Raw genomic sequence first — 11,234 nt, forward strand, 5'->3', positions numbered from 1 at the left:
CTCAGATCTCCACTTGCGCGCCCAACTCCACCAGGCGGTTACCGGGGATGCGGAAGAATCCGGTGGCCGGGGCGGCATTGCGATGCATCAGGGCGAACAGCTTGTCGCGCCAGATCGGCATGCCGCGATTGGCGCTGGCCACGATGGTTTCGCGGCTGGCGAAATAGGTGGTGTCCATCGGATCGAAATAGATCCCGCCCTGATCGCAGGAGCGCATCAGCGCCAGCGGCACGTCCGGGGTCTCCATGAAACCGAAGCGCACATGCACGCGGTAGAACTCGTCGCCGATCGCGTCGATCTTGAGCCGTTTCCCGGCGGCCGCGTACGGCACCTGCAGGGTTTCCACGGTCAGGAACACGTTGCGCTCGTGCAGCACCTTGTTGTGCTTGAGGTTATGCATCAGCGCGTGCGGCACCACCATCGGGTCGGCGGTCAGGAACACCGCCGTGCCGGGCACGCGCACCGGCGGCGCCAGCATCAACCCGGGCAGGAAGGTGTCCAGCTTGATACCGTCCTTGCGGATCTCGTCGTGCAGCAGCTTGCGGCCGCGGCGCCAGGTACGCATCAGGGTGAACAGGATCAGGCCCAGCAACAACGGGAACCAGGCGCCGTCCAGGAACTTGATGATGTTGGCGTAGAAGAACGCGCAGTCCACCGCCAGGAACACCAGCGCGAACAACCACAGCAGCGGCGCCGGCACGCGCGGGTTGGCACGCGCGTAGATGATCATCAACACGGTGGTGATCAGCATGGTGCCGGTCACCGAAACGCCGTACGCGGTGGCCAACGAGGCCGAGTCGCCGAAACCGATCACGGCCACCGCCACCAGCGCCAGCAGGCACCAGTTCACCGCCGGCACATAGATCTGGCCGATGGTGGAGTGCGAGGTATGGCGAATGTGCATGCGCGGGATGTAGCCGAGCTGCATGGCCTGGCTGGCCACCGAATAGGCGCCGGTGATCAGCGCCTGCGAGGCGATCACCGTGGCTGCAGTGGCGAGCACGATCATGGGGTACAGCGCCCACTCGGGCACCGCCTCGTAGAACGGGTTGCTGACCGCGGCCGGATTGCGCAGCATCAGCGCGCCCTGCCCCAGGTAGGTCAAGGTCAGCATCGGCAGGACCACGAACTGCCACGAGCGGCGGATCGCCTTGGCGCCGAAATGGCCCATGTCCGCGTACAGCGCTTCGCCACCGGTCACCGCCAGCACCACTGCGCCCAGCACGAACACCGCATGCCAGTTGTGTTGCGCAAAGAAGCGCACGCCCCACCACGGATTCAGCGCATGCAGCACTTCCGGTGCGCGGGCCATGTTGTAGACGCCGATCGCGCCCAACGCGAAGAACCAGAGCAGCGTGATCGGCCCGAATGCCTTGCCGACACGTTCGGTACCGAAGCGCTGCGCCAGGAACAGCATGCCCAGTACCACCAAGGTGATCGGCACCACGAACGGCTCCAGCCTGGGCGCAGCCACCTCCAGGCCCTCCACCGCCGACAGCACCGAAATCGCCGGGGTGATGACGCCGTCGCCAAAGAACAGCGAGGCACCGAAGATGCCGAGGATGCCGACCACGTACATCGAGCGCGAACCGCCCGGCAGGGTGCGTTGCGCCAACGCGGTCAGCGCCATGATGCCGCCCTCGCCGTCGTTGTCGGCGCGCATGATCACGGTGACGTACTTGAGCGTGACCACCAGCATCAGCGCCCAGAACACCAGCGACAGGATGCCCAGCACGGTGTCGTGGTCCGGGGTCAGCCCGTAGTGCGGCGAAAACGCTTCCTTAAGCGTATACAGCGGGCTGGTACCGATATCGCCGAAGACGACGCCGATCGCGCCGATGACCAGGGCGGTCTGGCTGTTGGCGGGCGCGTGGCTGGAGCCGGCTGATTTGGGGGTGTGGGACATGAGGTGGGCAGTTTTCGCCAGACAGCGTGAAGATGATGAGGGAGCCAGCACCTGTCGAAGGTGCCTGCACTGACGTCACAGACACCCAAGGTACGGGCTGGCCGCGGGCAAGGATGCGCAGTGTACGGGCCGCCCCTGTCGATGCCGAGTGCCGGCCGCGCCCGCTTTGCGGCCAGGCGATGGTTCGTGGCCGCGCTCAGCGCAGCGCGGCTTGCAGTGCCTTGCGGATGACCGTGGCGACCTCGTCACCTTCTGCACCGGCGTCGCGCGCCATGCGGGCGGCCTCGGCCGGCTTGTAGCCCAGCTGTTGCAAGGCCACGGTGGCTTCGGAAACGGCGTCGGGCCCCAACTGGCCGGTGATCGGGGCGCCGCTGCTGAAATCGGCCGCGCGGTCGCGCAGTTCCACCACCATGCGCTCGGCGGTCTTCTTGCCGATGCCGGGAATGCGCGTCAGCGCGGTGATGTCGCCACTGGTGATCAGGCGGGCGAACTCGTCCACGCTGACCCCGGACAACACCGCCAGCGCAATCTTGGCGCCGATACCGGTGACCTTCTGCACATCGCGGAACAACCGCCGCTCGCCTTCGCGCAGGAAACCGTACAGCGCGACGCTGTCTTCCTTCTGCGCGTAATGGGTGAACAGGATCACGTCGCGACCGACATCGGGCAGATCGTAGAAGGTGCTCATCGGCGCCTCCAGCTCATACCCCACCCCACCCACGTCGATCACCAGCCACGGCGGCTGCTTGTAGGCCAGGATCCCGCGCAGACGGCCGATCATTGGGCACCGCCGTTGTGGTGCCGGGATTGGGGATTCGAGATTGGGGATTGGCAAGAACCCTCGCTGCCGTCAACAACGGTCCCAGCCCGACGAAGCGGCACAGCGCGCGCGGACTCGCGGTTGCGAATCCCCAATCCCAAATCCCGAATCCCGATTATCATTTCTTGCGGCTCCAGGCCTGTTGGGTATTGACGCCCAGGCGTTGCGCGGTGGCGCGCACGTGGGCGTGAGTGATGGCGACCGCCAATGCGTCGGCGGCGTCGGGCTGCAGCTTGCCTTTCAGGTTGAGCATGATGCCGACCATGTGCTGGACCTGCACCTTGTCCGCGCCGCCCTTGCCGACCAGCGCCAGCTTGACTTCGGTGGCAGCGTACTCGTGCACCGGCAGGTCGCGCATGACCACCGCGCAGATCGCCGCGCCGCGCGCGTGGCCGAGCTTGAGGGCGGAGGCGGCGCTCTTGCCCATGAACACCCTTTCGATCGCCACCTCATCCGGCCGGTAGGTCTCGATCAGCTCGCCCAGCCCCTGCAGCAGCCGCTTGAGCCGCTGGGAGAAATCACCCTCCCCCAGCAGCATCAGCGGCGCGTGGTGCACATGCCGGCTGCGACCGCCCTCGTCGATATCGATGATGCCGATGCCGGTGCGCTGCGAACCGGGATCGATGCCCAGGATGCGGGTCATCTGGAAGCCGGGATTGGGGATTGGGGATTGGGGATTGGCGCAACGCACACAATGCAGCGGTCGCTTCGCTGTTGCGAATCCCGAATGCCCAATCCCGCCATCCCCATCTTCATTTACGCGCCAAGCGCCGCTTGATCGACGTTCGAATACACGTCCTGTACGTCGTCCAGGTCTTCGAGCATGTCCAGCAGCTTGCGGACCTGCACGGCGGTCTCGCCGTCCACGGCGATGTCGTTGTCGGCGCGGAAGGTGATTTCGGCGTGCGCCGGTTCCAGCCCGGCAGCGACCAGGGCGTCCCTGACCTGGGCGAAGGCGTCCGGGGCGGTCAGCACATCGATGGCGCCGTCTTCCGGGTACACCACCACATCGTCGGCGCCGGCTTCAATGGCGGCATCGGTGAGGGTGTCTTCATCGATGCCGGCAGCGAAGCTCAGCACGCCCAGGCGCTTGAACATGAAGGCCACCGAGCCCTCGGTGCCCATGTTGCCGCCGCATTTGCTGAAGGCATGGCGCACGTCGGCCACGGTGCGCACGCGGTTGTCGGTCAGGCAGTCCACGATCACCGCCACGCCGCCGGGCGCGTAGCCCTCGTAGCGCACTTCTTCGTATTCCACCCCTTCCAGCTCGCCGGTGGACTTCTTGATGGCGCGCTCCATCACGTCCTTGGACATGTTCGACGACAGGCCCTTGTCCATGGCCGTCCGCAGACGCGGATTATTGGACGGGTCGCCGCCGCCGGCGCGGGCCGCCACGCTGATCTCGCGGATGATCTTGGTAAACATCTTGCCGCGCTTGGCGTCGGAGGCGTTCTTGCGGCCTTCGATCGAGGGACCTCTACCCATGGGTGGTTCCAGACTGGCTTCAATGACAGGGCGCGGATTTTACCTGATTGCCCGCCCTCACCGGGGCAGCGACATCCGCCTGCGCATGTTCACCGCTGGAAGCGGCCGGTGCGCAGAAAGGCCAGCGCCTGTGCGGCGGCCTCGGGCGAGCGCAACAGGCCGCTGTGGCTTGCCTGCACCACGCAATGATCGCGCAGCCCGGGCAGGCGGGTTTCGGCCAGCGCCACGGTGCCGTCCGAGCCGCCGTCGAGCGGGGCGAGCCAGCGGCCGATCCCACGTGCCACGTTGCCGGCCACCTGACCGATCTCGGCCTGGCCGTCCCAGCGCACAAAGCCCTGTTGCAAGATCGCGGCGCTGCGGCCCAGCGCCCATAGCCCGCCACGTTGCGCCAGCCCGCGCGCGGCGGCGCTGCCGCACAACGGCGAGCCCAGGCAGACCACGCGACGCACCGGCAGGTCGGGGGCATCCTGCAATGCCTGCAGGGCCATCAGCCCACCCAGGCTATGACAGATCACCAGCTGCGCGCGGCTGGCGCGCAGGCGCTCGATCAGACGCGGCACCGCATGCGCGGGGCCGCCGAGCACGCTGGCGTAACCGAACAGCGCAGGCGCCAGCCCGTTGGCACGCATCCGCCGCGCCAATGGCAGCAGCCAGTGCGCGGTGTTCCAGATGCCGTGCACCAGCAGCACGTCGGCGGTCGCGGCGCGCGTACCGTCGCGCGGACTGCGCCGCGGCGCCGCCGGGCCGATGGAGGATGCGCTGGACACTGAGATGGTTACCTGCAGAGGGCATCAACTGCGCGTGCGTTGCGCGCTGACGCCAAGCGAACGCGCAACCGCAACGGGCGGCAGCACGGGTGCGATCAGTCCGCTGCCAGCACCGGGCTGCGCCGCAGGATGTATTCGCGGTCGACGATCTTGCCCACCGGAAAATCGTATTCGCCCACCTTTTCAAAACCATAGCGGGCGTAGAAGCGTTGCGCGCCGAAATTCTCCGACCACACGCCGATCCACAAGGTGCGTGGGCCGTCGCGCTCCAACCATTGCAGCGCAGTTTCGAACAATCGGCTGCCCCAGCCGCTGTTCTGATAGTCCCTCAGCAGATACAGCCGCTTCAGCTCCCCATCGCCGGGACGCACCTGATCGTGCGGCAGCCCGCAGGGGCCGGCGGCCGCGTGGCCGACCAGCAGGTTGTCCATCTCCAGCAGCCAGATCGCGTAATCCGGATGCGACAGCACGGTGCGCGCGCGCCCCACGGCATAGGTCTCTTCCAGAAAACCGCGCAGGTCCTCTTCCGGATACAGGTGCCCGAAGGTTTCGGTAAAGGTCTGCGCGGCCAGAAGCGACAGCGCTTCGGCATCGTCCGGCGTGGCGCGGCGAATGCGGGTCATGCGGGCCCCTCTGGCAAGTCGACGCGGCAGCTTCTCGCATGCTGCGGCGTTGCTGCAAGTGGGGAATGGGGAATGGGGAATCGGGAGTGGGGAATGGGAATTGCCGAGCGCCTGCGGGTCGGGCATCAGATGCGTCTGCCCGGCTGGTGGTCTCACCACCCAGAGGCCTGGTTGCCGCGTACGTTGGAATTGCCGCGCGTATCGGAGCGGCATGCAAAAAACGCGCTGTGTCACCTGCTAGAGCTTGGGTGCAGTTGCTGACAAGCACTCAGGGTTACGGAAAGTCGCGGTGCGCGATTGCTTGGCAGTTAGTTACGCACGCCGCGCTGCGCGTGCAGCTGTTCGATACGCGCGTTGCGTGCAGCGCAGATCGGCCAGCAACGCCTTGCGCCAGCTGTCCGCTGCGCATGAACAGCACGGCCACGCAAGGGGCGTGGCCGTGTGTTCGATGACAGGTCAGACCTGCTTCGGGCGCACCTGCACGTGCACTTCGGCGAGCTGGTCGGCAGCGATCGGCGACGGGGCGTCGGTCATCAGATCCTGCGCGCCGGTGGTCTTGGGGAACGGGATGACGTCGCGAATCGACTCGGTACCGGCCATCAGCGCGGCGATGCGGTCGATACCGAAGGCAATGCCGCCATGCGGCGGCGCGCCGTAGTTCAACGCGTCCAGCAGGAAGCCGAACTTGGCGCGCGCTTCTTCGGCGCCGATGCCGAGCAGTTCGAACACGGCGCTCTGCATGTCCGGGCGGTGGATACGGATCGAGCCGCCGCCGATTTCGTTGCCGTTGAGCACCATGTCGTAACCGCGCGAGACCGCGGTGCGGGCGTTGGCGCGCAGGTCGGCAATATCGTCCACCGCCGGTGCGGTGAAGGGGTGATGCAACGCGACGTAACGCTGCGCCTCCTCGTCCCATTCGAACATCGGGAAGTCGGTGACCCACAGCGGCGCCCAGCCGTCGGCGACCAGGTTGAAGTCCTTGCCGGCCTTCAGGCGCAGCGCGCCCATGAAGTCGGACACCTTGGTGTAGCCGCCGGCACCGAAGAACACGATGTCGCCATTGCCGGCGCCGACATGCTTGAGCAGCGCGGCGAAGGATTCTTCGCTGAAGAACTTGGCGATCGGCGAACTGACCTCGCCGGTCTCCGACAGCTTGATGTAGGCCAGACCCTTGGCGCCGTATTTGGCGGCGTGCGCTGCGTATTCGTCGATCTGCTTGCGCGACAGGCTGGCGCCACCGGGAATGCGCAGCGCGGCAACGCGGCCATCGGCATCGTCGGCGGCAGCGGTGAACACCGGGAATTGGCTGGCCTTGACCAGCTCGGCCACGTCGACCAGTTCCAGCGCGATACGCAGGTCCGGCTTGTCCGACCCAAAGCGGCGCATCGCCTCGGCCCAGGTCATGCGTGGGAACTGCGCCGCTAGGTCGACATCCACCACTTCCTTGAAAATGGCGCGGATCATGTCTTCGACGAAATCCTGCACGTCGCGCTCGCGCACGAAGGCGAATTCCATGTCGAGCTGGGTGAATTCCAGCTGGCGGTCGGCACGCAGCGCTTCGTCGCGGAAGCAGCGCGCGATCTGGTAGTAACGGTCGAAGCCGGCCACCATCAGGATCTGCTTGAACAGCTGCGGGCTCTGCGGCAAGGCGTAGAACTCGCCCGGATGCATGCGCGCCGGCACCAGGAAGTCGCGCGCGCCTTCCGGGGTGGCCTTGGTCAGGATCGGGGTTTCGATGTCCTGGAAATCGCGCGCATCCAGATGCCGCCGCAGCGCCTGCACCAGCTTGATGCGAGTGCGCTGCATGCGCTGCATTTCCGGCCGGCGCAGGTCCAGGTAGCGGTACTTCAGGCGGGTTTCTTCGCCCGGGTTTTCGTGCGCGTGGAACGGCAGTGGCGCAGCCTTGTTGAGGATGCTGATGCGCGTGGCGATCACTTCCACCTTGCCGCTGCGCAGCTTGTCGTTGACCGCATGACGCGCGCGCACCACACCTTCCACCTGCAACACGTCCTCGTAGCCCAGGCTGGCGGCCACCTTGAACAGCTCTGCGTTGGCGTCGTCGCCGGCCACCGGCTCCACCGTCACCTGCACGATGCCTTCGTGGTCGCGCAGGTCGATGAAGCACACCCCGCCCAGGTTGCGGGCCACGTCGGTCCAGCCGGCGAGAGTGACGGTTTGGCCGATCAAGGTCTCGTCGACCAGGCCGCAGAAGTGGGTACGCATCGAAAGCTCCGCTGAAAACCCGACGCAGGACAGCGCCGGAAAGCCGGATATTCTGGGGCCGGCGAGCGGCAGGAGCAAATGCGCGGGCGCTCATGGGCGCTTAAGTCGGTGCCCGGCTGAATAGGCGCCACGCCCCTCCTGCACCAAGGACGACACGATGCTGCGCACTGCCCTGCTGCTCTCCGGCTTCGGCCTGATCACCCTGACCGGCGCATTTGCCAGCGTCACTGCCAGCGCCCAGGAGCGTGGCTGGAATGGCCCCAGCATCACCTGTTCCAGCAACGACAACCGCCGCCGCGAGTGCGATACGCCGTTCCGCGGCCGCGCGGTGCTGGTGGAAAACATCTCCGGCACGCGCTGCATCGAAGGCCGCAACTGGGGCAGCGAGCGCGGCCGGATCTGGGTGGACAATGGCTGTCGCGGCCGTTTCGTCGACGCCCGCAGCGGTGGCGGCTGGGGCGGCGGCTATGGCCCCGGCGGCGGTGGAGGGGTCGCTGGAACGGTGCGCTGCGAGAGCAACGATCAGCGCCAGAACATCTGCGATACCGGCTGGCGCCGCGCCAATTTGGTGCGCCAACTCTCCAACACGCCCTGCGTGGAAGGCCGCAACTGGCGCCAGGAAGGCGGCCGGATCTGGGTGGACGACGGCTGCCGGGGCGAATTCGCGCAGGCCCGCGGTGGCGGTGGCTGGGACGGCGGCTATGGCGGCCGCGATGACCGCCCCGGCAACGACTATGCGATCACCTGCGCCAGCGACGACCGGCGCCTGCGCACCTGCGCCTGGGATGGCCGCTATGGCCGCCCGGTGCTGACCCGCCAGCTGTCGGACACCCGCTGTGAGGAAGGTCGCACCTGGGGCTACGACGATCGTCGCGCCACGGTGTGGGTCAACGACGGCTGCCGGGCGCGTTTCGAGGCGCGTTGATGCACTGGCCGCGCAGGCTGGCTGGGTGAGATAGGCCTGCGCGCGTCGGCGAGACACCGGCGCCAGCGTTCTGGACCACGGCACGCATCCAGGCGGATGCGGCTGTCAACTTCAGTCGGGGCGATCCATAGAAGGGCGGCAAACCGCACGCGCAACGCGTGCGTCTTAGCCTTGCAGCCTCGCGGCTACCCGCCATGCTTCACCACAGTTTGCCGGGACTGCACTTGGCCCGGCTGACGTGGGTGTATCGACACCGGCCCGGCCAGCGAGATCGTCCACCGCGCATGCCGGGCGCTACCGGGGAACGCAGTCCTGGCCGCGGCGAACGGCGGTGGGATGTCACAGCCGTCCGGGTTGGCGGCAAGCACCCATGCAATCCTCCGCGACACAGCCGGCAGCACGGTGCTCGACGTGGAGTCGTTGCAACGCGCAACCGCGCTGTGCGGCGCAACCTGCACGCCGCGGCCACTTATGCCGGATCGGACGCGGGCTTGGCGGCCGGCTTGCTCTCCGCGGTTGCCGCCGGTTTGGCATCGCCGCCGGCGCTGCTGCTTTCGGTGAGGTTCTTCTTTTTCTCGCCGGCCGACTTGAAGTCGGTCTCGTACCAGCCGCTGCCGGACAGGCGGAACGACGGCGCGGTGACCTGGCGCTTGATCGTGGCAGCGGCGCAGGCCGGGCAGGTTTGCGGATCGGGGTCGGCCATTTTCTGCAGGCGGTCGAATGCGTGGCCGCAGGTAGTGCACTGGAAACCGTAGATGGGCATGGCAGGGATCAGCTGAAGACGTCGCAAGGGGCGCAAATTCTAGACGCATGCGGGCTGGCAAGGGCAGCGCGCCGCCTGCGCGGGCAGCAGGCGGCCGGTGATGCGTCTACATGGCCGGCGCCAGGCGACGGCGGCAATGTGCAGTGGCCGCTTCGACGCCCGGCACATGCCGATGGGCTGCGCGCACCGACGCAATGCCGCCCCACCCTGCGCAGGCGTGGCTGTCGGCAGCGTGGGGCGAGCGCAGCGCACAACACCTCTGCGTGCACGCCATGCGATCGACACATGCATGGGTTGCGTATCCAAGCAACGCAACGCGCGAGCAATCGCAAAACACCCCCCGCGGCAATCACATCCTCACGCACAATCGCCGAAAAACGCGCGCGCGCCAACGGCGCCGATCGAGCCGCACCGACCAGGCTGTTACACTCGAACACGTGATCGACGCGCCTTTTCCCCCACGAGGGCCGCATCCATGTTGCGGTTGACTGCCTTATTGCTGGGCGTTGCCCTGCTACTCACCGGTAGCGGGTTGCTCGGCACGCTGCTCGCCGTGCGTGGCGATCAGGCCGGCTTCGATGCGCGGGCGTTGGGGTTGATCATGTCCGGCTACTTCGCCGGCTTCTTTCTGGGCACCTTCTTTGCACCGCCGCTGATTCGCCGCATCGGGCATATCCGCGCGTTTGCGTTTTATGCGGCGCTGGCAGCCATTGCGGTGTTGCTGCATCCGATCTGGTTGAACGCCTGGGGCTGGGGCGTGCTGCGCCTGGTGACCGGCGTGGCGTTGGTCGGCCTGTACACCGTGATCGAAAGCTGGCTCAACGCCGAGCCCGACGCGCGCCGGCGCAGCCGGGTGTTTTCGGTCTACATGGCGATCAATCTGTCGGCGCTGGCACTGGGCCAGGTCCTGCTCACCATCGGCGATGCAGGCGCACCGGCGATGTTCACGCTGACGGCGATCCTGTTCTGTGCAGCGGTGATGCCGGTGATGACCACGCGGCTGATCCCGCCCGAGGTGCCGCATGTATCGCGCCTGCGGTTGGTGACGCTGTATGCCCTGGCGCCGGTGGCCACGATTGGCGCCGGCCTTTCCGGCCTGGCGATGGGTGCGTTCTGGGGCTTGCTGCCGGTATACGCCAACCGGATCGGGCTGGATTCCGACGGCGTGGCGATGTTCATGCTCACCGCCATCGTGGGCGGTGCGGTGCTGCAGTGGCCGATCGGGCGCATCAGCGACGGGCATGACCGCCGTATCGGCCTGGTGACCGTGAGCGTGCTGGCCGCCGGCATCGCGATCGCTGCCGCGTTGCCGATGGTGCAGACACAGACCACCGTGTTGTTCGTGCTGTTCTTCGTCTATGGCGGGTTGGCGTTTTCGCTGTACCCGTTCGCGGTGGCGCACATGCTCGATTACCTGCCGCGCGAAGACCTGCTTTCCGGCAGCAGCAGCTTGTTGCTGGTGCATGGCGTGGGTGCGGCGATCGGCCCTGCATTGGCCGGCGGCGCGATGCAGAAGTTCGGCCCGGCCGCGTTGCCTGTGTACTTCGCGGTGATGTTGTTGGCCCTGGCGGGCTTCACGTTGTCGCGGCTGCTGCGCTTCACCCGCCGCCGCCCCCATCCGATCGCCTTCCGCCCGATGCTGCGCACCACGCCGTCGGCACTGGAGTTGATGCCGGAAACACAGCAGACCGAAACGCCACCGCGAACCAAGTAACGCTGACC

10 protein-coding genes are annotated in these 11,234 nt (G+C 66.9%); 2 read left to right on the forward strand and 8 right to left on the reverse strand.

Annotation, left to right across the window (positions count from 1 at the left end; all coding sequences use genetic code 11):
- Position 1: 1 nt before the first annotated feature.
- From ACCQ16_RS15305 to aspS, 7 genes are all read right to left on the reverse strand, one after another.
- On the reverse strand, positions 2 to 1,906 hold the full coding sequence (locus ACCQ16_RS15305) for a potassium transporter Kup (protein ID WP_008578069.1): 1,905 nt from the start codon (positions 1,904 to 1,906) through the stop codon (positions 2 to 4).
- A gap of 196 nt (positions 1,907 to 2,102) precedes the next feature.
- Positions 2,103 to 2,687, reverse strand: coding sequence for a Holliday junction branch migration protein RuvA (gene ruvA / locus ACCQ16_RS15310; protein ID WP_008578070.1), 585 nt, complete (start codon positions 2,685 to 2,687; stop codon positions 2,103 to 2,105).
- Positions 2,688 to 2,844: 157 nt separating this feature from the next.
- Positions 2,845 to 3,369 (reverse strand): crossover junction endodeoxyribonuclease RuvC, encoded by a 525-nt coding sequence (ruvC, locus tag ACCQ16_RS15315; RefSeq protein ID WP_057680643.1) that lies wholly within the window; start codon positions 3,367 to 3,369, stop codon positions 2,845 to 2,847.
- Between the two features lie 113 nt (positions 3,370 to 3,482).
- The gene (locus ACCQ16_RS15320; protein ID WP_008578072.1) at positions 3,483 to 4,211 is read right to left on the reverse strand and encodes a YebC/PmpR family DNA-binding transcriptional regulator; all 729 of its coding nucleotides are present in this window, start codon (positions 4,209 to 4,211) and stop codon (positions 3,483 to 3,485) included.
- Between the two features lie 89 nt (positions 4,212 to 4,300).
- Complete coding sequence (locus ACCQ16_RS15325; RefSeq protein WP_011348276.1) at positions 4,301 to 4,978, reverse strand: alpha/beta hydrolase; 678 nt, start codon at positions 4,976 to 4,978, stop codon at positions 4,301 to 4,303.
- Between the two features lie 95 nt (positions 4,979 to 5,073).
- The gene (locus tag ACCQ16_RS15330; protein WP_277572562.1) at positions 5,074 to 5,601 is read right to left on the reverse strand and encodes a GNAT family N-acetyltransferase; all 528 of its coding nucleotides are present in this window, start codon (positions 5,599 to 5,601) and stop codon (positions 5,074 to 5,076) included.
- A gap of 456 nt (positions 5,602 to 6,057) precedes the next feature.
- Positions 6,058 to 7,824 carry an aspartate--tRNA ligase gene (gene aspS, locus ACCQ16_RS15335; protein WP_372380003.1) on the reverse strand — a complete coding sequence of 589 codons (1,767 nt, stop codon included), beginning with the start codon at positions 7,822 to 7,824 and terminating at the stop codon, positions 6,058 to 6,060.
- A gap of 157 nt (positions 7,825 to 7,981) precedes the next feature.
- On the opposite strand from aspS, the gene ACCQ16_RS15340 reads away from it, so the two are divergent.
- A complete protein-coding gene (locus tag ACCQ16_RS15340; RefSeq protein ID WP_277572561.1) occupies positions 7,982 to 8,749 on the forward strand; it encodes a DUF3011 domain-containing protein in 768 nt (255 codons plus the stop codon).
- A gap of 469 nt (positions 8,750 to 9,218) precedes the next feature.
- Here the strand turns inward: ACCQ16_RS15340 and ACCQ16_RS15345 are convergent, their stop codons facing one another.
- The gene (locus ACCQ16_RS15345) at positions 9,219 to 9,512 is read right to left on the reverse strand and encodes an FmdB family zinc ribbon protein (protein ID WP_008578079.1); all 294 of its coding nucleotides are present in this window, start codon (positions 9,510 to 9,512) and stop codon (positions 9,219 to 9,221) included.
- A gap of 475 nt (positions 9,513 to 9,987) precedes the next feature.
- Here ACCQ16_RS15345 and ACCQ16_RS15350 point away from each other — a divergent pair, with 475 nt between their 5' ends.
- Positions 9,988 to 11,226, forward strand: a complete 1,239-nt coding sequence (locus ACCQ16_RS15350) for an MFS transporter (RefSeq protein WP_071118189.1) — start codon at positions 9,988 to 9,990, stop codon at positions 11,224 to 11,226.
- Positions 11,227 to 11,234: the final 8 nt, after the last annotated feature.

Origin of the sequence: Xanthomonas sp. NCPPB 1062, assembly GCF_041481705.2 — a bacterium.
Taxonomy (GTDB): Bacteria; Pseudomonadota; Gammaproteobacteria; order Xanthomonadales; family Xanthomonadaceae; genus Xanthomonas; species Xanthomonas euvesicatoria.

Excerpts from the sequence above, each read along its gene's own strand:
- ACCQ16_RS15305 (WP_008578069.1), bottom strand. The coding sequence starts at position 1,906 with ATGTCCCACACCCCCAAATCAGCCGGCTCCAGCCACGCGCCCGCCAAC.
- ruvA (WP_008578070.1), bottom strand. The coding sequence starts at position 2,687 with ATGATCGGCCGTCTGCGCGGGATCCTGGCCTACAAGCAGCCGCCGTGG.
- ruvC (WP_057680643.1), bottom strand. The coding sequence starts at position 3,369 with ATGACCCGCATCCTGGGCATCGATCCCGGTTCGCAGCGCACCGGCATC.
- ACCQ16_RS15320 (WP_008578072.1), bottom strand. The coding sequence starts at position 4,211 with ATGGGTAGAGGTCCCTCGATCGAAGGCCGCAAGAACGCCTCCGACGCC.
- ACCQ16_RS15330 (WP_277572562.1), bottom strand. The coding sequence starts at position 5,601 with ATGACCCGCATTCGCCGCGCCACGCCGGACGATGCCGAAGCGCTGTCG.
- aspS (WP_372380003.1), bottom strand. The coding sequence starts at position 7,824 with ATGCGTACCCACTTCTGCGGCCTGGTCGACGAGACCTTGATCGGCCAA.
- ACCQ16_RS15340 (WP_277572561.1), top strand. The coding sequence starts at position 7,982 with ATGCTGCGCACTGCCCTGCTGCTCTCCGGCTTCGGCCTGATCACCCTG.
- ACCQ16_RS15345 (WP_008578079.1), bottom strand. The coding sequence starts at position 9,512 with ATGCCCATCTACGGTTTCCAGTGCACTACCTGCGGCCACGCATTCGAC.
- ACCQ16_RS15350 (WP_071118189.1), top strand. The coding sequence starts at position 9,988 with ATGTTGCGGTTGACTGCCTTATTGCTGGGCGTTGCCCTGCTACTCACC.